This window comes from Vibrio sp., from assembly GCF_984391705.1.
Window position 1 is genome coordinate 1 of record NZ_CFHWOM010000054.1, and the last position, 21,729, is coordinate 21,729.

28 protein-coding genes are annotated in these 21,729 nt (G+C 42.9%); 23 read left to right on the forward strand and 5 right to left on the reverse strand.

Going from position 1 to position 21,729, the window contains the following annotated elements; genetic code table 11:
- Positions 1-67: 67 nt before the first annotated feature.
- The 8 genes from AC4MRV_RS18205 (at position 68) to AC4MRV_RS18240 (ending at position 7,056) form a co-directional block, all read left to right on the forward strand.
- Positions 68-439: a MarR family transcriptional regulator gene (locus tag AC4MRV_RS18205; protein WP_491188755.1), complete on the forward strand. Its 372-nt coding sequence runs from the start codon at positions 68-70 to the stop codon at positions 437-439.
- A 397-nt stretch (positions 440-836) separates the two neighbouring features.
- Positions 837-1,925, forward strand: coding sequence for a TRAP transporter substrate-binding protein (locus AC4MRV_RS18210; RefSeq protein ID WP_491188730.1), 1,089 nt, complete (start codon positions 837-839; stop codon positions 1,923-1,925).
- A gap of 122 nt (positions 1,926-2,047) precedes the next feature.
- The gene (locus AC4MRV_RS18215) at positions 2,048-2,587 is read left to right on the forward strand and encodes a TRAP transporter small permease subunit (protein ID WP_491188731.1); all 540 of its coding nucleotides are present in this window, start codon (positions 2,048-2,050) and stop codon (positions 2,585-2,587) included.
- 11 nt (positions 2,588-2,598) lie between these two features.
- Positions 2,599-3,882, forward strand: coding sequence for a TRAP transporter large permease (locus AC4MRV_RS18220; RefSeq protein WP_491188732.1), 1,284 nt, complete (start codon positions 2,599-2,601; stop codon positions 3,880-3,882).
- A gap of 88 nt (positions 3,883-3,970) precedes the next feature.
- Positions 3,971-5,326: a cache domain-containing protein gene (locus AC4MRV_RS18225; protein WP_491188733.1), complete on the forward strand. Its 1,356-nt coding sequence runs from the start codon at positions 3,971-3,973 to the stop codon at positions 5,324-5,326.
- Complete coding sequence (locus tag AC4MRV_RS18230) at positions 5,319-5,957, forward strand: response regulator (RefSeq protein ID WP_491188756.1); 639 nt, start codon at positions 5,319-5,321, stop codon at positions 5,955-5,957. The genes AC4MRV_RS18225 and AC4MRV_RS18230 overlap by 8 nt, the downstream gene beginning before the upstream one ends.
- 50 nt (positions 5,958-6,007) lie before the next feature.
- Positions 6,008-6,352 (forward strand): DOPA 4,5-dioxygenase family protein, encoded by a 345-nt coding sequence (locus tag AC4MRV_RS18235; RefSeq protein ID WP_491188734.1) that lies wholly within the window; start codon positions 6,008-6,010, stop codon positions 6,350-6,352.
- A 101-nt stretch (positions 6,353-6,453) separates the two neighbouring features.
- Positions 6,454-7,056 (forward strand): 2OG-Fe(II) oxygenase, encoded by a 603-nt coding sequence (locus AC4MRV_RS18240; protein ID WP_491188735.1) that lies wholly within the window; start codon positions 6,454-6,456, stop codon positions 7,054-7,056.
- 48 nt (positions 7,057-7,104) lie between these two features.
- On the opposite strand, the gene AC4MRV_RS18245 is transcribed toward AC4MRV_RS18240, so the two are convergent.
- A complete protein-coding gene (locus AC4MRV_RS18245) occupies positions 7,105-7,971 on the reverse strand; it encodes a patatin-like phospholipase family protein (protein ID WP_491188736.1) in 867 nt (288 codons plus the stop codon).
- Between the two features lie 202 nt (positions 7,972-8,173).
- Between AC4MRV_RS18245 and AC4MRV_RS18250 the strand changes: the two genes are divergently transcribed.
- Positions 8,174-8,395 (forward strand): hypothetical protein, encoded by a 222-nt coding sequence (locus AC4MRV_RS18250; protein WP_491188737.1) that lies wholly within the window; start codon positions 8,174-8,176, stop codon positions 8,393-8,395.
- A 515-nt stretch (positions 8,396-8,910) separates the two neighbouring features.
- Positions 8,911-10,326 (forward strand): basic amino acid/polyamine antiporter, encoded by a 1,416-nt coding sequence (locus AC4MRV_RS18255; RefSeq protein WP_491188738.1) that lies wholly within the window; start codon positions 8,911-8,913, stop codon positions 10,324-10,326.
- Positions 10,327-10,359: 33 nt separating this feature from the next.
- On the opposite strand, the gene rarD is transcribed toward AC4MRV_RS18255, so the two are convergent.
- A complete protein-coding gene (gene rarD / locus AC4MRV_RS18260) occupies positions 10,360-11,253 on the reverse strand; it encodes an EamA family transporter RarD (RefSeq protein WP_491188739.1) in 894 nt (297 codons plus the stop codon).
- 276 nt (positions 11,254-11,529) lie between these two features.
- Here rarD and AC4MRV_RS18265 point away from each other — a divergent pair, with 276 nt between their 5' ends.
- Positions 11,530-11,886 (forward strand): PilZ domain-containing protein, encoded by a 357-nt coding sequence (locus AC4MRV_RS18265; protein ID WP_491188740.1) that lies wholly within the window; start codon positions 11,530-11,532, stop codon positions 11,884-11,886.
- 46 nt (positions 11,887-11,932) lie between these two features.
- Here the strand turns inward: AC4MRV_RS18265 and AC4MRV_RS18270 are convergent, their stop codons facing one another.
- Positions 11,933-13,567 (reverse strand): methyl-accepting chemotaxis protein, encoded by a 1,635-nt coding sequence (locus tag AC4MRV_RS18270; RefSeq protein WP_491188741.1) that lies wholly within the window; start codon positions 13,565-13,567, stop codon positions 11,933-11,935.
- Between the two features lie 366 nt (positions 13,568-13,933).
- Here AC4MRV_RS18270 and AC4MRV_RS18275 point away from each other — a divergent pair, with 366 nt between their 5' ends.
- The 7 genes from AC4MRV_RS18275 (at position 13,934) to AC4MRV_RS18305 (ending at position 18,016) form a co-directional block, all read left to right on the forward strand.
- Complete coding sequence (locus tag AC4MRV_RS18275) at positions 13,934-14,308, forward strand: nuclear transport factor 2 family protein (protein WP_491188742.1); 375 nt, start codon at positions 13,934-13,936, stop codon at positions 14,306-14,308.
- Positions 14,309-14,381: 73 nt separating this feature from the next.
- A complete protein-coding gene (locus AC4MRV_RS18280; protein ID WP_491188743.1) occupies positions 14,382-14,780 on the forward strand; it encodes a DUF6232 family protein in 399 nt (132 codons plus the stop codon).
- Positions 14,781-14,950: 170 nt separating this feature from the next.
- Positions 14,951-15,508, forward strand: coding sequence for a sugar O-acetyltransferase (locus AC4MRV_RS18285; RefSeq protein ID WP_491188744.1), 558 nt, complete (start codon positions 14,951-14,953; stop codon positions 15,506-15,508).
- 188 nt (positions 15,509-15,696) lie between these two features.
- Complete coding sequence (locus AC4MRV_RS18290; RefSeq protein ID WP_491188745.1) at positions 15,697-16,518, forward strand: hypothetical protein; 822 nt, start codon at positions 15,697-15,699, stop codon at positions 16,516-16,518.
- A 1-nt stretch (position 16,519) separates the two neighbouring features.
- Entirely contained in the window at positions 16,520-17,062 is a 543-nt protein-coding gene (locus AC4MRV_RS18295; protein WP_491188746.1) for a GNAT family N-acetyltransferase, read from the forward strand.
- A 23-nt stretch (positions 17,063-17,085) separates the two neighbouring features.
- Positions 17,086-17,433, forward strand: coding sequence for a DUF2834 domain-containing protein (locus tag AC4MRV_RS18300; protein WP_491188747.1), 348 nt, complete (start codon positions 17,086-17,088; stop codon positions 17,431-17,433).
- On the forward strand, positions 17,423-18,016 hold the full coding sequence (locus AC4MRV_RS18305) for a class I SAM-dependent methyltransferase (RefSeq protein WP_491188748.1): 594 nt from the start codon (positions 17,423-17,425) through the stop codon (positions 18,014-18,016). Before AC4MRV_RS18300 ends, AC4MRV_RS18305 begins: the two co-directional genes overlap by 11 nt.
- Positions 18,017-18,033: 17 nt before the next feature.
- On the opposite strand, the gene AC4MRV_RS18310 is transcribed toward AC4MRV_RS18305, so the two are convergent.
- Both AC4MRV_RS18310 and AC4MRV_RS18315 read right to left on the reverse strand, forming a co-directional pair.
- On the reverse strand, positions 18,034-18,435 hold the full coding sequence (locus AC4MRV_RS18310; RefSeq protein ID WP_491188749.1) for a DUF1801 domain-containing protein: 402 nt from the start codon (positions 18,433-18,435) through the stop codon (positions 18,034-18,036).
- Positions 18,436-18,446: 11 nt separating this feature from the next.
- Positions 18,447-19,067, reverse strand: coding sequence for a LysE family translocator (locus AC4MRV_RS18315; RefSeq protein WP_491188750.1), 621 nt, complete (start codon positions 19,065-19,067; stop codon positions 18,447-18,449).
- Positions 19,068-19,281: 214 nt separating this feature from the next.
- On the opposite strand from AC4MRV_RS18315, the gene AC4MRV_RS18320 reads away from it, so the two are divergent.
- From AC4MRV_RS18320 to AC4MRV_RS18340, 5 genes are all read left to right on the forward strand, one after another.
- Complete coding sequence (locus tag AC4MRV_RS18320) at positions 19,282-19,710, forward strand: GNAT family N-acetyltransferase (RefSeq protein ID WP_491188757.1); 429 nt, start codon at positions 19,282-19,284, stop codon at positions 19,708-19,710.
- Positions 19,711-19,745: 35 nt separating this feature from the next.
- Positions 19,746-20,288, forward strand: coding sequence for a DinB family protein (locus AC4MRV_RS18325; protein ID WP_491188751.1), 543 nt, complete (start codon positions 19,746-19,748; stop codon positions 20,286-20,288).
- 24 nt (positions 20,289-20,312) lie between these two features.
- Positions 20,313-20,711: a RidA family protein gene (locus AC4MRV_RS18330; RefSeq protein WP_491188752.1), complete on the forward strand. Its 399-nt coding sequence runs from the start codon at positions 20,313-20,315 to the stop codon at positions 20,709-20,711.
- A gap of 68 nt (positions 20,712-20,779) precedes the next feature.
- Positions 20,780-21,301 carry a GNAT family N-acetyltransferase gene (locus AC4MRV_RS18335; protein WP_491188753.1) on the forward strand — a complete coding sequence of 174 codons (522 nt, stop codon included), beginning with the start codon at positions 20,780-20,782 and terminating at the stop codon, positions 21,299-21,301.
- Positions 21,302-21,333: 32 nt separating this feature from the next.
- Positions 21,334-21,708: a hypothetical protein gene (locus AC4MRV_RS18340; protein ID WP_491188754.1), complete on the forward strand. Its 375-nt coding sequence runs from the start codon at positions 21,334-21,336 to the stop codon at positions 21,706-21,708.
- The last annotated feature ends 21 nt before the right edge of the window (positions 21,709-21,729 follow it).

Here is a 21,729-nt window from a genome sequence, read left to right on the forward strand (position 1 = left end):
TTTTGGTATAAATCGCGCTTCAAATTTTCACCACTGCTCCGTATGCAGTGAAATGGAGAAATACTCGATGAGACTTGCTCATAAGCGCAAAGTGCAGATGAAACTGCAAAAGCGTATTAAAGCGACAGTTGCAAACGTGGCAGCGACAAAGAAAGCTAAGCCTGCAGTTGAGAAAAAAGTAGCTGTAGAGCCAGCAGCGGAGAAAGTTGTAGTAGCTAAAGCAACTGACGTTGCTCTAACGCCAAAACAGCAACAAGTTCTAGATATCGTTGTAGCAAATGCTGAAGGCATTAACCCTAAAGGCATCGGCCTAGAAGCAGGCCAAGAAGATGCTAAAGCAGCGTCTTGGGCTACAGGTGCTCTTAAAAAACTACTAGAAGAAAACCTAGTCGTTAAAGAGCAGCTAGCGGGCAACAAAGTTATCTACAAAGCCGTTTAATGACCGCTTAGCTAACCTAGTGCAGTTCATTAGGATTAATGCTTTAGAAGCCTCGACTTGTTCGAGGCTTTCTCTTTTATACACACTGATGAATATAAGTTGACTGTCAGTCACAATTATTACAATTTATCTACACGTCCCCTCGAAATTACTTACTACGTATTTTCTCTTTCTAAGTAATAAGCTTGCTTTGCTAATTTACTGAATCTTAATAGCTAAAAATTAAATGTCATTTAAGTACTACGTATATATACGTACTGCTTAAGTCGTACGTCATTTGATTGTGTTAATTAGTGTGCGTGTTCTCGCTGATTTCATCTTGCCTCGCCTTGTTCCAATCTGTATTCGAAACAGAAACTGCCTATAGAAGGTATGTCGGTTAACAAAGGACGTGAACATGAGTCTAATCAAACAATCATTGAAACGAGTGTTGAAAGGCACTGCGATGGCAGCTGCACTTGCTGTTATGGCAACATCGGCGAGCGCGGCTGAAAAAGTCTACCGCCTTAAGCTAGCTGAAACATGGGGACCAAACTTCCCAGTGTTCGGTGACGCAACTAAGAATATGGCCGCAATGGCAGAAAAAATGTCGAATGGTCGCCTACAGATTCGTATCGACTCTGCGAATAAGCATAAAGCACCACTTGGTATCTTTGATATGGTGAAATCAGGTCAGTACGACTTGGGACACTCTGGTTCGTATTACTGGAAAGGCAAAGTACCAAATACGCTTTACTTTACCTCTATGCCTTTTGGTATGACGCCTTCTGAACAATATGCGTGGTTCTATCACGGTGGTGGTATGGAACTGATGGAGCAAGTTTATTCTCCGCACAACCTACTGTCTTTCCCTGGTGGTAACACTGATATCCAAATGGGTGGTTGGTTCCAAAAAGAGATCAACTCTGTAGAGGACCTACAAGGTCTTAAGATGCGTATTCCTGGTTTTGCTGGTGAAATTCTTGCTGAGTTAGGCGCTAAGCCAACGAACATTGCACCTGGTGAACTATACACCTCGTTAGAGCGTCGTACTATCGATGCGCTAGAGTGGGTAGGCCCGTCTCTAGACTTACGCATGGGTTTCCACAAAATCGCTCCATACTACTACACAGGTTGGCATGAGCCAGGTTCAGAGCTTCAGTTCCTAGTGAACAAGCGAGTTTGGGAGCGTCTACCAGAAGATCTACAAGAGATCCTACGCGTTGCAATGCGTACGGCAGCTTATGACATGTACACGCAAGCAACGCATGAAAGTGGTAAGAACTGGGTATCGATGAAGGCTGAGTACCCAGATGTACAGGTAAAAGATTTCCCACCGGCAGTTATGCAAGCTTTGCGTGAAGCCAACGATCGTCTGCTTGCTAAACATGCTGAAAAAGATGAGCTAGCGAAAGAGATTCAGAAGTCTCAAGCGGATTATCTAAAACAAGTACGTTCGTGGACGGACATTTCTCACCGCGCGTATCTAAACAGCCAAGCACAATAAATATAACTATATAAACAATTGCAGGTGACACTGTCACCTGAAATGGAAGCCTAAGAAAAATATAACTAAATGCGCCATAACTTCGGTTAATGGCGCTCTTTTAAAGTTCCATGGAGTAGGGAATGAGAAGTCTGATTTATATCGAGCGCCTTTTTAATCGTTTTGGCGATTTCCTAGGCTGGCTATCGAGCGTGTTGTTTATCTTACTACTCGCGAATGTTGTATACGATGTTGTAATGCGATATGTCTTTAACGATGTGTCCATTGCTTTCCAAGAAATGGAGTGGCACTTATTCTCAGCAGTATTTCTACTCGGAGTACCATACGCAATTAAAGCTGGTGGGCATGTTCGAGTTGACCTTTTTTATGAGCGTTTATCTCATAAGGCTCAAGCCATCATTGACCTGTTAGGCACACTCTTTTTCCTATTTCCTTTTTGTCTGCTTGTTGCATGGTATGGCGTTGATTTTGCAAAAGAAAGTTACGCATTAGGTGAAACGTCGGGTGACCCGGGCGGTTTACCATATCGCTGGATTATTAAGGCGATGATTCCTCTATCATTCTTCTTTATGGCCGTGAGTGGCGTGGGTTTGTTACTTCATTCGATCAATAAGATCGTCAACCCGCATCTTCTTTACCAGTCTAATCAACCACAGAAGTAGGAGAGTCAATCATGGTCGGTATTGTAATGTTTTTTGTTGCCTTGTTTGCTCTGCTACTTGGCTTCCCTGTCGCGTTTACCTTTGGGGGTATAGCGTTAATTTTTGGTGTTTGGGCAGAAGGTTGGGAGATGTTCGCCTTCATGCCGTATCGTATTCAGTCGATAATGGAAAACACGGTTCTTATGGCCGTTCCACTTTTTGTTTTCATGGGTTTAGTTCTGCAAAAGACACGTCTTGCAGAGCAGTTACTGGAATCAATGGGCAAACTGTTTGGTGGGGTTCGCGGCGGTATCGCTATTTCGACTGTTTTGGTTGGAGCCTTACTTGCGGCCTCTACAGGTGTTGTCGGAGCCTCAGTTGTAGCTATGGGTCTTATCTCATTACCTGTCATGCTTAAGTACAACTACGATAAAGGGTTAGCGTGTGGCACCATTTGCGCCTCTGGCACATTAGGTCAAATCATTCCTCCCTCTATTGTTTTAATCCTTTTGGGTGATGTACTTGGCGTACCGGTGGGCGACCTTTTCCAAGCGGCGATTTGGCCAGGTTTAGTTTTGGTGGGTGCCTATGTTCTATACATCCTCATTTACGCCAAGATGAACCCTGAAGCTGCGCAGCCGATTCCAAGTGACGGCACAATGGATCGCAAACAAGAGGTGATTACTGCGCTTAAAGCTGTGATCCCACCATTGGCGCTGATTGTTGTCGTACTAGGTTCAATTTTCGCTGGCGTAGCAACGCCAACAGAATCAGCAGCTCTTGGTGGTGCTGGTGCTATTGTACTGGCTATTTTGTACCGTCAGTTTAGTTGGTCGATGGTCTACGACGCAGCCAAGGAAACGGTAAAAGTGACAGCAATGGTGTTTGCTATCCTGCTTGGTGCAACAGCGTTTTCGATGGCGTTCACCTACACAGGTGGTGACTATTTGGTTGAAGAATGGATGCTTAACATTCCTGGCGAAAAATGGGGCTTTTTGATCATCACAATGCTCGTGATTCTCGTTCTTGGCTTCTTCATAGACTTCGTAGAAATCTGTTTCATTATTGTTCCAATCTTGGCACCAGTTGCTGAAATATTAGGCATTAATATGACTTGGTTTGCGATTCTGATTGCCATGAACTTGCAAACCTCTTTCCTAACTCCACCATTTGGTTTTAGCTTGTTCTATCTAAAAGGCGTGGCGCCGAAAGGTGTTACTACGCAAGATATCTACCGAGGGGTTATGCCATTTATCGGTATTCAGATACTCGTGCTCGCTAGTTTATTGGTTTTCCCAGAGTTTTACGGAATGTGACCGCGTAGTTACAGATAATTAACAATCATTGTTATAGTAAAGCCGCTTGCTAAAAGTAAGCGGCTTTCGTTGTATTAAGGGGAATGGAATGCCTCTCCAAGCTAAACTAATTTTGCTCAGCTTATTACCTTTGTTGTTGGTAACGGCAATCACGAGCTGGATTTCTATCTATCAAGCTCAAACTCTTGGTGAGAAAGAGGTAGAGCTGTTTCGAGCTGGTTTGATCAAGTCTAAAGAGACTGCATTGAAAGATAGCGTTGATCTCGCGTTTGATGCTATCTCGCATATCTACAACGATCCCAATTTACCCGAAGATATAGCGAAGCAAGAAGTTAAAGCGATCATAAACAAGCTGAGTTATGGAACAGACGGTTACTTCTTCGCTTATGACGAAAATGGCGTCAATCTCGTCCATCCCATTATTCCAGAGTTAGTCGGACAAAACCTGATTGATATTCAAGATGAAAATGGTGACTTCTTAATTGAGGAGTTGTTACGTCAAGCAAGGTTAGGTGGTGGGTTCCACCAATACCTGTGGCAAAAGCCTTCATCTGGTGAAAGTGTCCCTAAACTTAGTTATGCCGCGTGGCTGGATAAATGGAATTGGATGATTGGCACAGGCTTGTACATCGAAGATATCACCGAAGAAGTGGCTCGTTTGCAGTCCGAAATCAATAACAATATCGAAACGACTTTCTTTACTGTCATTGTTATCGTCATTATCACTGTGGCAGTCATCGTCGTTATTACACTAGCGGTTAATTTGCATGAGCATCGACTGGCAGATCGAAGCTTAAAAGAGCTAGCGCATAAAACCGTCATGTTCCAAGAAGATGAGAAAAAGCATCTAGCCAGAGAGCTGCACGACGGGATTAATCAGTTACTCGTTTCAAGCAAATGCCATCTTGAGTTGTTGGGAAGTAAAATAGACCAACCTGATTTAAAACAGCACTTGGCAAAGTCACAACATTCTCTAATGACTGCAATTAACGAAGTTAGGCATATTTCCCACCAGTTACGCCCAAGCGCACTCGATGACATTGGACTTGAAGCCGCGATGAACAGCTTACTGCAAGACTTTAAAGCACATTCGGGTGTGGAGATAGAGTCATCATTGATGACGGAGCCAGGGCGTTTAAAGTCGGAAGTAGCGACGACCTTATACCGTGTTGCTCAAGAATCTTTGACGAACATCGAAAAACACTCCCAAGCTAATAAGGTAAGCGTGATTTTGCAGCAGATGGGCAATATGTTACAGCTGATAATCCGTGACGATGGTGTTGGGTTCGATGTTCAAGCGTCGTTAAGAAAATCGGGGATAGGTTTACGTAATATGCGTGAGCGGGTTGAATTTATTGGCGGCGATTTTGAGATTGAAAGTGAACCGGGCTTCGGAACTGAAATTACTGTGTTATTGGAATTAGATGGATTGGTTTATGGGTGACGTTATCAAAGTGGTGATCGTTGATGACCATCAGGTTGTACTCGATGGCTTTATTGCTCGGTTAAAAATTGAGCCTGAGATCGAGGTGATTGGTACCGCCAGTAATGGAATGGAAGCGGTGGATAAGGTCAGGCAACTGAGCCCTGACGTAGTGCTGATGGACGTTAGTATGCCGATCATGAATGGTATCGAAGCAACCAGTATGATTCGCGAAGAAAATCCAGATGCTAAGGTTTTAATGCTCACCATGCACGATAACCGTGAGTACATTATGAAAGTGATGCAAGTCGGCGCTGTGGGTTATATGTTGAAGGAAATTAGCGCAGAGAAAATGGTTCAAGCAATTAAAACGGTGAATCAAGGTTCAACCTATTTCTGTGAGTCGGTGACCCAAACGCTATTCTCTCAAGAGGTCGTGCCTGCTAGCCAGAAACCTAATCCTCTAAGCCGCAGAGAAGAAGCGGTGTTAAAACTGGTTGCTCAGGGCCACAGCAGCAAGAAAGTCGCTTCTATGTTGAACATCAGTTATCGCACTGTTGAAACGCATCGGCAAAATATCAAACATAAACTCGATTTACATAGCACTGCCGAGCTAGCGAAATACGCTGTCGAACGGGGTTTAGTAGACTAGGTTGCCGCTGTCGGTTACTATTCTTTTGAATTAATTATCTCGAACGAACAATGACTTACCCAAAGAATAACCACCAACATTACCACGCGCATGTCTATTTCGAGCGTGAAAACAGTGATTTTGCTTACGGGATCCGTGAGCACGCTTCGCAAGTGATGGGTCTAGTGGTCGGTAACTTTAACAAAAAACTTGTTGGTCCCCATCTCCATTGGAGCTTTTCTATTGATTTTAGTCACATGGAGTTTGACGCTGTGATTGAGTGGTTAGAAGAGGCCCGTCAAGATCTGTCGGTGTTGATTCACGCTGTGACGGATAATGAATACAAAGATCATACGGAATATGCGTCTTGGCTGGGACAGCCTCTTCCATTAAAACTGTCGATCTTTGAGTCTTAATTAACATTTCTTTTCTTAACGACAAATAACCTAAATTGCCCAGACTGGCATTATGCCTGTATAAGGCGTCCTCTGATTTTTTTCATTGGACAACAACTGCCATGAACAAGCTTATCGACGCATTATTTACCCAAGGTTACTACGTTTGGGATGATTTCTTATCTGCAGATGAGGTGGTCGAGCTAAGGGACTGTATTCCAGAAGATTGGAAAAAAGCACGCATCGGTCGTAACGACGAAGTAACTCGCGAATCTTCAATTCGTAGTGATAAGATTCAATGGCTTAAGCCTGAGATGGGGCATTCGGTTGCGAGTTTCTTGGACAAGATGGAGCAAATTCGTCTGGAAGCAAACCGTCATTTCTTCTTAGGGCTATTTGAGTATGAAGCACATTTTGCCAAATACGAAAAAGGTGACTTTTACCAAAAGCACCTTGATTGCTTTCAGGGTAACGAGAACCGTCGTTTAACGACAGTTTTTTATATGAATGAAGAGTGGAGCGAGGAAGACGCTGGAGAGTTGGTTGTTTACGATTTAGATGATAATCAGATCGAGAAATTGCCGCCGAAGTCTGGCCGTCTGTTTGTGTTCTTCTCTGAGCAATTTCCACATGAAGTCTTACCAACAAACACTGAGAGATATAGCATTGCTGGTTGGTTTAGAGTTAACGGTGTAAAAGACAACCAGCTCGATATCGCACACTAATATTTCTTCGTAGAAAGGTCGTATATGGCGACCTTTCTTTATCTCTTTCTAGAAGCAGAAGTGACAGTTTTCTTCAGTCAAGCCTGCACGTCCTTGGCGACTCGCAATATGCTTTTTGCCTTCTTTCATTCCCATTTCGTAACCTTGATTCAAGACGCTACGTTTCATCGTTAAACGCTTAACGTTAAAGCTCTCATCAGGAGCGATAACACGGACGGTGACATTTTCCGGTGGATTGCGAATAAACTCCAATGAATGGTTGTAAGTAATGGCTCGTTCAGCCATCGCCTTGGCAATCATCGGGTGTTTGGCTAGCAGTTTTTCCATTAACCATGAGTGACGAGCGGTCGGCATTTGGTAGCTGAGTGGGTGAGAAAGCACTACGGTTATCTCACTTGCACCTCGTCGATATGCTTCGATAACGGGAATCGAATCAGCTACGCCACCATCGGTATAACAACCTCCAGAAAAACAGGGTGTTTGTCTGTATGCGATCGGTAGTGCGCTGGTTGCTTCAAGTACGGATTCAAGATTGTGCCTGTTAACTTGATAGTAGTCAGCATTCCCTGTTTCAATATTGGTCGCCGTTGCTAACAGTGGGATGTTAGAAAACAGTGTTTGTTCATCTAAAGGGAAGCGGCGATTGGACTCTGATACTAGCCATTTTACGTCAACCAAATTGCCGCCTTTGATGAATCGTTTAGGATTAAAAAAGGTTTTGTCGGTCGCTAATTGTGTAATCACCTTCTTGCTTCTATGTCGCTGTTTCGATAAGTATCCGACCAAGTTAGACGCTCCAGCAGAAACACCAATGGCAAAATCAAACGGGTAGTAGCTATTTTCGATAAAGCTATCTAGAACGCCAGCAGCAAAAATGCCCCGCATTGCGCCACCTTCTACAACTAAAGCTTTCATAATCTCAATCTAATCAGTGTTAAGTATTAAAATAATAACTTTCTGTTACATCCCGGGCTAATTGACTCTACCCATTATTGAAATAGGTAAAACCTAATGGAGGTCGGTTAGGGATTAGTTAAACTGTATTTATAAACAGTATTGTTTGACCTTCTTCGGATATTAACTATACTGTATGTATGAACAGTTAAGGAGGTGGCATATGATCTGGGAAACCATTGAAAGAGTAAACCGCCTGCGCCAACAGGCGCTATCGGATCCCGAATTTGTTCAATCTGCAAAGGCTCATGAGCAAGCTATTCGTCATCAAGAAAGCTATGAGTCCGAAAAAAGTAAGCGTAGTAGCAAGACGAAAGAGCGGTCCTTAGCCGATATCTATAAACAAACCGAATTTGCAGCTCGACCAGATGAGCGTCAGCATTAATTACTTTTAAAATGAAGAGCAGCTTTTCGCTGCTCTTTTTGAGCTGGCAAAAAAAAGACCACTTCGCATCTTCACTCCTAATAATGAGAGAGGACGAAAAGCGGTCGCACCACAGGAAGTAATGGATACCAGTTGCTTTTGGAGCAGTACATTGAGTGTAGCCGATCCCCCGCTAAGCGAGGATGATTTTACCCTTGAGTGCATAAAAGTCGTTAAATTGAGGATAAATACTCACTAATTCTGTGAGATGATTGTTTTTAATAATGTTGCGTTATGTTTATTTGTTGGTGAATTATTCCATTTAATTCCTGTTTGTTGGGGTTTATGTGTTTATTTTGTTTCGCCTAATAGAGTGAAAATAATATAATGCGTCGACAGAATTGATCGGCAACAATGAAAGTTCGCTTTTATCCTCTATCTATGCGATATCGCTCACAACTGATCTGCCTCTCGGTTCTTTTTGGGCGTAAAATACGCCTTCCGAAAAATTGAAACCTGTTCCCCCGGATAACTAAATGGATAACAAACTCGGCTTAAGTTCACTAACGGCGATAGTCATTGGCTCAATGATCGGCGCTGGTGTTTTCAGTTTGCCTCAAAATATGGCTTCGGTAGCCAGTCCAGCAGCAGTAATGATTGGTTGGACGATCACCGGTATCGGGATGATCTTTTTAGCCTTGTCGTTTCAGAAGCTAGCCTTTCATCGTCCTAACGTAGACAGTGGTGTGTTTGGCTACGCGAAAGAAGGGTTTGGTGATTTTGTCGGGTTTTGTTCTGCTTGGGGGTATTGGCTAAGTGCAATGCTGGCCAATGTCTCCTATTTGGTCATCGTTTTTAGTACCTTGGGCATGTTATTTGATACGCCCGACTCAGTGATTTTTGGGCAAGGTAATACCTGGGTCTCTGTCGTTGGAGCGTCGTGCCTTTTGTGGATGGTTCATGCTTTGGTACTGCGTGGTGTCCAGACCGCGGCATTGATCAATATGGTCACCACCTACGCTAAGTTAGTTCCCTTGTTGATATTTGTACTGTGTGCATTTTTTGCATTTAGCTGGGATACGTTTACGTTAGACTTCACTGGTGTTCACTTTGGTGAGCAGCATGATTTGTTGGCGCAAGTAAAAGGCACCATGTTGGTGACAGTATGGGTTTTCATTGGTATTGAAGGTGCAGTTGTGGTCTCAAGTCGTGCTCGAAATCGCAAAGATATCGGACGAGCAACGATTCTAGGCTTGCTTACGGCTTTAGCTATTTATGTATTTGTTACCTTGCTTTCAATGGGCGTAATAAAGCCGACGGAACTAGCAACTTATCACAACCCCTCAATGGCGACAGTTCTCACCCAAATTCTGGGCCCTTGGGGTCAATACATCATCAGCGTCGGTTTATTGATTTCAGTGTGCGGTGCCTTTCTGAGTTGGACAGTATTGGCATCGGAAGCACCATATCTTTGTGCAAAAGAGAAGATGTTCCCGTCTAGTTATGGAAAATTAAATCAGGCGGGGAGTCCTGTAAAACCTTTAACTTTGACTAATGTATGGATCCAGATTTCTCTGATCGCAGTTATGTTCGCGGGTAGTACATATGACACATTGCTAATTATCGCCTCAGAAATGATTTTGGTGCCTTACTTTTTAGTAGGGGCTTTTGTACTGAAAATTGCGATTGAAGAAAAAAATCGTGGCTCGCTTCTGTTTATCGGATTGGGTGCAACGTTATATGGTCTCTGGTTACTTTACGCATCAGGACTGAACTACTTACTCTTATCTGCGGTTCTCTATCTGCCGGGATTGTACTTTTATATTCAAGCTAAACGAGAACAAGGTATTGATCCATTTAAAGGAAAAGAGAAGCTGGGGGCATGTGCTCTTAGTGCGGTAGCGCTTCTCGCCGTAGGGATGATGTCGCAAGGTATGCTTAGTATTAGTTGATAGATACAAAAAATCCCCGAGAGGGGATTTTTGCTATTGAGATCTGTGTAACTTATATCGCGAACGCATAGTTTCTAATACGGTGAAGAGTAAACCAGCCCATATGAAGCTAAAGCTAACGAGCTTAACATCGTCAAATATCTCTCCAAACAAGAATATAGCGATAAAAAACTGAATCGACGGCTCTATGTATTGCATAAGACCAACGGTCGACATGGTCGTCAATCTGATTGCTATTGAATAGAAAACCAGTGGGATCAGTGTGGCTGGTGCTGCTCCAAAATATAGCGCAAACGTATCCCAGCCTTGATGAAGAGATTCGGTTCCTATCGTGCTTTCTTTGTAGAGAAGGTAACCTAGAGCAATAGGTAACATCACGACAGCTTCCATAAACAGGCAAGTACTCCAGTCGTAACGAATTTTCTTTTTACACCAACCGTACAGAGTGAAAAAGATAGCCATCATGAGCGCGATAACAGGTACTTGGCCATATTGAACTACTTGATAGCTCAAACCGATAGCGGCGAGAAAAAGTGCTACCTTTTTGCCAGATGAGAGCGTTTCACCTAATACAAACACACCAAGTGCACTCATCATTAGAGGGCTAATAAAGAATCCTAAACTGGCATCGATAACGCGATCATTAGTTAGAGCCCAGATGAATGCAGTCCAAGATATCGACATCATCAAACTGCCAATAAAGGTAAGTTTTAGCGAATATTTGTCAGCCCAGATGGTCCGCCATTTTGGCCATGTTTTTGTGACCGCAAGCACGATAATGAGCCCGCACGGGATAGAAGCTAATAGCCGTACTGCCAATAGCTCATCCATCGCGGCATTGGGCAAAAACCGGTAGTAGAGGGGTAGAATTCCCCACAAAAAGAAAGAGATAGCGGCCATCCAATTGCCTAAACGTTGCTCAGACATACTGATACTCATCGGGTGAAAACTGAGCGGAATTTACGACGTAGTCCAATAAAAGTAAAGAAAATTATCAATCACATAAAACATTTAAATATCAGTTACTTAAAAGTCATTCAGAAACGTAGAATGAGGCATTGATGCTATTTATCTAAAGTTATCGTTGATATTGCCGATACGCATGTATAATAGAGGAATTAGAGAACCAGACACAGTATGGCTAGAAAACTGTCAGCTATACTATTACGTAACTGGATACTTATGGTTAAAAGGAGCCTGATCATGAGTGGTGCTGAGCAAAAGCGTCAATTTTATCGTCTTAAATACCCGCGGCGCGGTAGACCGAGCGTGCGCTTTTCTAAAGAACTATTCCATGTTAGTGAAGTCTCAGAAGGTGGGATTCGCATTATCGTTAACGGTTTCTCTAACCTCTACAAGGGCTTGAGCATGAAGGGTGTTCTTTCTCTTCACAATGACTGTGAAGTTGACATCGAGGGCTCGGTACTTCGTTTTGATGATCAGGAAGTGATCGTACAGCTTCGCAAAGGGCCTTCATTTAAAAATATGGTGGAAGAGCAACGCCATATTCGAAACGCTTTTCCAAGGCATTTTGAATTACTTAAAATGCATGCAGCATAAAAAGAAACGGGGCGAAAGCCCCGTTTTTGTTTAGTTGAGTTTGTAATTAAACTTTGAATTGTGCCACCAAGTTGTCTAGCGTTTCGCATTGAGTAGAGAGAGACATACATGCATTCTCAGCGCTACTTACCATCTCAACCATGTGATTGCTGTTATCTAATATACGCACCACGTTGTTATTGACCTCCTCGCTGACACTGTTTTGCTGACTTGCCGCCGTCGCAATATGCGTGTTCATTTCATTCATTAGTGAGATAGAGGCCATGATTTCTTTTAGTGACTCTGATGCACTACCAGCGCTGCCAATGGTTTGTTGGCCACTTTCTTTACTGGCTTCCATAACCGAAACGGCTTGACGTGCACCTTCCTGTAGCTTCTCAATCATAGCCTGGATCTCGCCAGTGCTTTCTTGTGTGCGGCTAGCAAGAGAGCGAACTTCATCTGCTACTACAGCAAAGCCGCGACCTTGCTCACCAGCACGTGCAGCTTCAATGGCCGCATTAAGCGCAAGAAGGTTTGTTTGATCTGCAATTCCGCGGATAACATCAAGAATAGATGCAATGTTGCCAACGTCCGCATCAAGATCGTGAATTACTTGGCTAGCGTTATCGATTTCATTGGCTAGCGTTTCTATAGAACCAACAGTAGAAGATAAAATCTGATCGGTGTTGTTTGCTTCGCCATTCGCTTTGGTACTCGCATGTGCGGCTTCTTCTGCGTTGGATGCAACAGTTTGACTCGTTGCTTGCATTTCGTTTACCGCGGTTGCCACCATTTCACTCTCTTGCTGCTGCTGGCCAGAGAACTCAGCGACGGTTTGTGTAAGCGATTTAATGTTTTCCATTTCCGCTCGAACGGCATTAGAGGAAACAATCACTTGTTCTACTGTGGAGTGAATGCGGCTTACAAATAAGTTAAAGCCCTCCGCTAATTTGCCTAACTCATCGTTACTTGTGACTTCGATACGTTTGGACAAGTCTCCGTCACCGCTTGCGATATCTTGCATCGCTAATCCGATGTCATTAATTGGTTTTAAAACTAAGCGTCGTGAAATCCAAAAAGAGAGAGCCACCAATACGACTGCGATGACCGCGCCAAACTCTAAGACAAACTTGCTGTAAGAAATTGAGTCAGAGACTTGTTCCCTTAGATCGAGTTGAACTTCTTCAATGATGGAGCGAATAGAGCGAAGGTTAGTTCTGATTATTTGAAATTCAGCATCAAATTGCGTTTTGTTTTGCTCGTAATATTCAACAGCATTGCGAGCATCAGAAAACATAGGTTCATAAAGCGCAATCCATGCATTCGTTGCTTTGGTTAACTCATCAGCCACTCGGAGTTGGCTTTGAGGCAGGTAGCCTTTACTGACAAGGTCACGAACTTGACTTAGACGAGGCTCCGCTTTGTACGCATTGTCTTTAAACTCAGCAATGTTGTAATCGATGTCTTGCTGATTTTTTGCCAACATAACGCCTTGAGCAGCTGTAATCACTTGATAAAGATCACGATAACCATCTTCGAGGCTATCCATTACCGGCTGTACATCTTCATTGAGTTTCTGGTTTAGGTACTCTTGCTGGTTTGCTTGAAGTACGTTGACTAAGGTGATAATCGCGATGATGACCGCCAATAGCACAATAGGGAGGGCTAATTTGTGCTTGATGGTAAGTCTGCTAAGCATAGTGTTATCCTAACTATTTGATATGAATCAATAAAAAGCAATTATTGAAATTAGTTGCTTAATAAAGGATGCAATATGAAACTACGAATATCAAGTAAACAGTATGCTAATCCTCAATTAAAAAAGCCTATTTACATGAAGTTGGTCGCATTTCAATAACCTATATACATACCGTTAACAATTTTGCTTGAGTGCAAAATGTACGAAACGTTTGCGTCATGGGTAAGGTACAAAACTGTGATATGGATCTTTTATTTCAACTAGTTATATTCGTGCAACTTATGGTTTCATGTCGCGGTAATCAAAGTTTATAAATTTTGATTCATATTGAGGTTATCTTTAACGATTCTGAATGAGAGTGAATTGATGGACGCGAAACAGGTGGTGTTGTCTTACTGGCACGCTATGGAGTCGAATGATTTTTCGGCGGCTAGCTTATGGCTTAGTGAAGACTTCGAATGCCATTGGCCCCAGTCAGATGAGTTGATTAGAGGACGAAAGAACTTCGTTGCATTAAACAGCGCTTACCCAACTGAGGGAAGATGGCGGTTTACAATTAACTCGATTGTGGCTGAGGGTGAAAGAGTCGTAACAGATGTTTCGGTAACCGATGGTAGCCGAATGGATAGGGCGATCACCTTTCATACTGTTAGCGAAAACCTCATTAGCAAACAAACAGAGTATTGGCCTGAGAACTACCCTGCGCCGGCATGGCGAGAGCAGTGGGTCGAGAAAGCATAATCTCGGGGGGATGTAAGAGTGGCACTTTTTACTCGATTTATTTTTGACGTTTTAACTAGTAAAAGGTAACACCATGTACAAGCAGAGTGATTTTGATATCGATGCTATTGAGTTTCGCTTTAAGAAAGATGCGTACCCAATTAAGCGCATCCATGATGTTAGAGTAAAACGTTTAAGTTTGCTCGACAATCTAGGACAGATTGTGTTTTGGATTGCGCTCTTTTCTGGCGCATTGTGGTTAGCTATTCCAGATATCAAAACCGCGCCAACTTGGTTGCAAATTACAACGGGGTGTTTAACAGCGTTAGGCTTCGCTTTCGCAATGTTTCGATGCTCTCGTTACGCGCTACAAGTTGAGTTTAGGCATGTAGATGAAACTGGATTACAGTGGGTTAATGTGGCAAAGACATTTTCTCATCAAGATGCAGATTTGTTTGCAGCGCAAGCCGAAACTCTGAAAGCGCGACTGTAAATCTCACCAAACAAAATAGCCTCATTTGAGGCTATTTTTTTATCCGCTGCCGTGTCCTGTCTTTTGCTCTCAACATCAGTAAAAAGCGGAATGCATGGCAGAGTATTTTTCTCTTTTTCTAAATTCTTATGAGCGTAAAGTGTTTGGAATAAACTAGTGGAGAGGTAGTTATGTCCGAGTTTGAGAAAATGATGTCAGGCCAAGTGTTTGATGGGGCGGCGAAAGAAATAGATGACGTCAGAAGCCGAACCAAAGAAGTGTTACGTCAATTCAATGCTTGCACTGACAGCAAAGAGCATGATTCTTTACAGAAAGATTTGTTTGGCCGAGTAGGTCGTAGTCATATTCAAAGCCCATTTCATTGTGAATTTGGTGCCACGATTGAAATAGGTGATGATACTTTCATCAATATGAATGTGGTCATGCTAGATGGAGCTAAAATCCGTATTGGTAACAACGTATTAATTGGACCAAGTGTACAGTTCTATACCGCGTCACATTCGCTCGATTATTTGAGCCGAAGAAACTGGGAGACGTTTTGTTATCCAATTACGGTGGGAGACGATGTTTGGATTGGTGGTAACAGTGTTATTAATCAAGGTGTCACAATAGGTGAACGATCAGTCATCGCTGCAAACTCAGTGGTTAATAGTGATGTACCAAGTGATTGTCTATATGGTGGAACACCAGCAAGACTTATTCGCCGGCTTGATGAAAATGTGAACTAACGGTTATTTATTGATAAATGAATTTATAAAATGCTTAAGGGTTGTGAAATAGAGCGTTAGAGGCGCTTGTTTATTGTCATTAGTTTCGTGATTATGTGTTCGCATTATCCATTCAGTTCACTTATTGAATTTGTCTAAGCCGTTTTAGCGCAAGTATTGTTGCTAAATAGTACTAATGAGAAAGCAACATGACCTCCAAAAAAGTATGGGTAGTAAGTAGCCTCCTAGTTGTGCTGCTTCTATTTGTATACCGTCCAGATCGAACAGAGTTAGAACTTAGCCAACTTGATTTACCTCACTGTGAAATGAATCAAAAATTGCAAACTCAGGTGACTTTTTACGTCGATCACGCTATCAGTAACCCCAAACTGGAAACTAATCTTAAAGATGCCATTGAATATGGAAATCAGGTATTACGAAACTCCTGTATACCAATGGAGCGGATGTTAAAAACTATCGAGTATGTGGATTTCAAACTTTCTGGCGGGGAAGATGAGTATGTCATTCACAGTCGATTAGAAAAAGCAGTCGGTGAGGGCCGAATAAGCCAACATCGAGCACATCCAACAGATTATTACGTTGTTGTGTTAAAAGATGAGCGTAGTGTGTTTGATGATGGCACTACGGGTATTGCTGATATAACCAATAATAACGGTAACAATGCGCTGATCTCGGACCGAGCCTCTATCCACGTACTTGAGCACGAGCTTGGTCATATCGCTTGGGCTCAGCATAAAGATACTTGGCCATTTCCAAGCCTTGAGAGCTCGATAAAACTGGCTGTCGATGAGCATCTCCATTTTAAACTCAAACGTTATGCGCGAGCATTCACATGTACAAATGCGGGTACCGTAATGAGTTACGAAGAGCGTATTTTACCCATTTACTCTAGCCCCGAGATCCGCTATCGAGGCAAAGCTTGCGGAGATTCTGATGTTGCCGATAATGCAAGAGTGCTGCGCGAGTATGCAATGGATCAAATGGCCATATTACAGGAAGTGAGGAAGTAATTTGTTTAGTCTGGAAACGGAAAACCTGATTATAAGGGACATGACTTTGGCCGATGAGGCTGACTTTGTTGCCATCTCTCAAGACGACAAGTATCAACGTTTTTATAATGAAGCCGATTGTCATCCTGAAAAATATCGGGAGTTAACGAAGTTGTTTGTTGAGCAAGCGACCGAAAATCCCAGAAAGTCTTACCAACTCGCTATTGAGCACAAAACGGATGGAAAGTTTATTGGTACAGTTTGTTTACGATTGGAAGGTGATCAGCAAGCTTCAATTGGGTGCGGTCTATCTCGAGAGTATCAAGGAAGTGGTTTAATTCAAGAAGCGGCTTATGCACTCGTTAACTATGGGTTCACGGAACTTAATGTTCATCGTGTATACGCGGAAACGATCAGTCTCAATCGTGCAGCAATCCGACTTTGTTGCTCGTTGGGAATGAAGCAAGAAGCTCATTTTCGTGAGAATCGCTTTTTCAAAGATAAATGGTGGGATACGGTGGTGATGGCGATGCTGCGCCGTGATTGGTCACCAAACGAGGGTTAACCTCTATTAGACATGGAGAGTTTATGAAGACAGTTTACTTGTTGCTTACTATATTGGGTATCGTATTACCTTATGGTGCGCTTGTTCCGTGGTTACTGACGAATGGCGTGGACGTAGAGCTACTTGTCGAGCATGCCACTGCTAATCCGATTAGTGTACTTGCTTGGCTGGATGTGATTATTGCCGCTACTGCTTTGCTCGCATTTATCATTTCGGATAGCCGAGTAAACAAAGTGAAAGGAGCACTCTATGCCATCATTGGGACATTAACAGTGGGCGTTTCTTTTGGTTTGCCGCTGTACCTCTATTTACGACAAAGGCAACTTGGCTTGCAACACTCGACTCAGTTGGAACAAGCATATGGCCGATAGCTCAGCTATTTGGCGAGAGTATTATGCTAAGGTTATTGCTCGTCCTCATTTAAAAAGAACGGAATTTTCTAAAGGCCTAAATACGTCGAGTCTGAAGGTAGCAATTGATTGCGGTTGCGGCGTAGGTGCAGATATCGCCTTCTTGCTACAGTGCGGCTACCAAGTTCATGGTTTTGACCACAATACGGATGCCATTGAGGTTTGTCGCGAACGTTTCAATAGTGATGCCTTGGTTGATATATCGTTGGATAGTTTTGAAACATATGATTACCCGAGGGCCGGGCTTGTCACCGCGAACTCAAGTCTGTTTTTTGCAGATCCGCAAACCTTCGCTGACGCATGGCAAAAGATTGTAGAGTGTATCGATGTCGGTGGCGTCTTTTCCGGTGATTTCTTGGGAGACAAAGACAGTTGGGCGACAAACTATCGCTCACCGACAACAGCGCTAACAAGGGATGAGGTAGAACAGTTGTTCACTCAGTTTGAGATTGTCAGGTTTGAAGAGCGGGATGAAGATGCGCTCACCGCTCGCGGGTATATGAAGCATTGGCACGTTTATTCTGTGGTGGCAATTAAGCGCTGACTCATTTAATTGAGGTGTTACTCACCAAGTAACGGTAAATGTTTCACTTTATGGTAGGTAAGCGCCAAGCGAATGCAGGTTTTAATGGCATCTCTTGGCAGTGGCTGAATAACTTCTAATATGATTGCTCTGTTACCTTGAAAGTTAAGTTGTTCGCCAAACAGTTCTCTGAAAGTGTCGACCAACCGTGTACTGCAATTGAAGTAAAGGTAATAATGGTCCGGTGTTTTGGCCTTCCAGTCGATACGTATTGGGCTACCACCATATACGTTATAACTAGGTTCGCCCCATTTTAGGCTCTCTTCGATACTACCGAGATCGTGCTCACTCGCCGTTTGGAAAATCAGTTCGCGCAGCAGCATCAATTTCTGACTTGGTAATGTGGGCAACTGATTCAAATGATCTCTTGGGTTACTCATATTAGCTTTACCTATAGGGTTGTTTGAAGGTGACGAACAATTTCACCAGCGACTGGAACAACAGAAAGAACTAATAACCCTGACATTACCCAATTGAAGCGCTGTCTGCCTTTGCTGTCATTTAACCACTTTTTCAATAGGGAACCGAACGCAAGCCATATCCCTACGCATGGAAATGAAACGATAAAGAAGGTCATCGCAATCAGTGTGTTCTGGCCAACGAAATCGGCTCCTACGCTAGTAAAAGCAGCGATTGCACCTGTTGCAACGACCCAAGCTTTTGCGTTAACCCATTGGAATAACGCCCCTTTCATAAATGATAGGGGTTTTGCTTGACTAGAGCCTGCTATATCACCCGCTGAGCGAGCGATAAGAAAAGCGAGGTATAATAGGTAAACGACGCCCACGCACTTAATCACAAAATGTAAGCTCGGGAAAAGCTCAAAAAGTTGAGAAAAGCCCAACCCAACAAGTAGCAGCATGATAGAAAAGCCTACACAAATACCTGTAAGTAATGGCAAGCTTTTCTTAACGCCGAAATTGAGCCCTGATGTCATCACCATGATGTTGTTTGGGCCAGGAGTCACTGAAGACGAAATGGCAAACAGTACGACAGCAAAAAAATAGTCCATTACTTAATCCTTGCTATAAGCGAGTGGTAGACAAAGACATTGGGGTCTGTTGGTTAATAATCAACCTGAATTTTTCCTCATTGAATGGAAAGATAGAGCATCGCAGACTTCGTACAGAGAAGGAGCAAGAGGCAAATGAAAGGAAAAGGGGAAAAGAAACTTGAATATTAAAGAGGTAAAAAAGCCTAACTGCTTAGACTTATTGCCAATTTTCATGGAGTTAGAGGAATATTACTTTAAGGAAGATGCAGCAAGTCGAGAGGATCTTGAGCGCTATTTGGTCGATAAAGTGTTTTCCGAGTACTCAGGTATTAAGGTGATCGCGGTCTATCAACACGACATCATTCTTGGTTTTGCGACTTTTGCAGTGCTGTTTCCTGCGCCGAAGCTATCTGGACAAATGTACATGAAAGACTTGTTTGTTTCCGCTCAAGCCCGAGGTAAAGGTATTGGACTTAAGCTGATAAAAGCGCTGGCAAACATTGCGTTGCAGCAAGGGTGTTCTCGCTTGGACTGGACGGCAGAGTCGACAAACCCCAGCGCAGGCCACTTTTATCACGCAATTGGTGCTGCACAGATTGAGGAAAAACAGTATTTCAGACTAGAAGGCGATCAGCTCATAGAGTTTGTCGATCACTATTAGAACTTTAACTTATCTAATCATACCTAGAGGTCAAAATGGATTTACCCTCAAATTTTAAAATGATGGCTGCGTACAATCAGCGAGTGAATCAACAATTACTTGATGTTTGCGCCTCTCTTTCTTCACAAAAGCTTCTTCAAGAACACGGCTCCTTTTTCCCTAGTATTATGGCTCACTGGAATCACATCTTGTTTGGGGATTTGATCATGCTTCAACGTTTGGTTGAAAATGGGCTGGTAACTATTGATGCAAAACTTTTGGCATCGCTCCCTCGTTCAACGCGGGTAAATGATACTTTTGTCTCATCGTATGAAGAGCTCGTCGAGTTGCGAAATAAGGTGGATAACATATATCTCGACATAACCGCCATGTGGACAGTGGATGATATGTGGAAGGCTGTGCAATATACGACAACAGAAGGCCAAAAAATCGAAAGAACACTTGGTGAGTTTGTCCAGCATATCTTTAATCATCAAACTCACCACCGCGGCCAAATGACCTGTCTATTAAGCCAACTTAACCTAGATTATGGCTGTATGGATTTGCCAGTTGTTGTCCCAGAAGGGATGAACCTTTAATTAAGTAAAAGCAAGGAGATCGAATTGGTTGAACGAATAACCTATCCGCATTTGCCATCAATTTCGGGGCCTTATGTTCATGCAACCAAGCACAACGAGACGCTTTATGTCTCTGGCTTAACTGCGTTAGGTACAGCGGCTCAGTCCCGCGGGGTAATTGAGCAGTGCCAATGTTTGCTTGAGCAAATCGAAGAGATATTAGCTTATGAATCTTTACGTAAAGAACACATAATCAAGCTGACTATTTTTGTTAAAGATATAGGCCAACTTAGCCAGATTAGAGGGGCTTTGTTTGATTTTTACCAAGGCTATTTGCCGGCATGCTCGCTTGTCGAGGTATCTAACTTAATACATCCTGATCTGTTGGTAGAGATTGAACTGATTGTTGCCCTTGATGATGAGCGAGGAGAGAGGAATGATTAAGGTTAGGTTACTAGGAAAAAAATTATGCGCTTTATTCCTATTTTATGTATCGAGTAATAGGGGGAGAGATGAAAATTATTCCAGAAATTGATGTGTCTCTAGAGTTACATCAAGCTATCAAGCAACTGAGAAATGCTTCTTTTCCAGATCATCAAACAGAACAATCATATTTTAAGCAATTACCGCATCTTCGAGTTGTAGAGTATCAAGGTGACCGGCTCATAGGTTATCTAGGATTGGATTTTCGAGTGATCAGCGTTGACGGCAAACCATTTAAGGTGCTGGGCGTGATAGATTTTTGCATAGCAGAGCATGCTCGAGGGCAAGGTATAGGAACAAGCATGTTAGTTGGTGTTGAAGAGTTCGCTCGTACGAAAGATGTTGATTTTATTATTTTAATCTCTGATTTGGATGCATTTTATCGTAACAATGGATTTACTCGAATTATGGCAACCCAATCTTGGCTCAGAGTTCACGAACACCGCAACTATGGTGTTGCTGTAGAACCATTGGATGAGCTTTACGTTAAACCTGTGGGTGATAATAAATGGCCGCCTGGTCATGTAGACTGGCTGGGGTACATGTTCTAGTCCGCATGCTTATCGCCACTTAGGAGGGTAACATGGAAGTATTAATGTATTTGGCAGCATTACTCATCATGTGTGTTGCTTTTGCACACTCATACCTCGGAGAGCGGTATATTTTGGTTCGGTTATTTAAGCGCAGTGAAATGCCCCATTTATTTGGAGGACCGCAGTTTACGATTAACACCTTACGTTTTGCGTGGCATTTAACTTCTGTCGCATGGGTAGGGTTTGCTGCCATTATTGTCGCTCTATCAGTACCTGAACTGGACCGTTGGGTTTTGGCAAAAATTATCATCGCGACGTTTGGTGTTCATGGCATTGTCGCTTTACTCGCTTCGAAGGGAAAACACTTATCGTGGGTATTTTTCCTTTTAATCAGTATCTTGGTGTGCCTAGGCTTTCCCAAATAAAGTTAGTCTCTTAGGTATCGG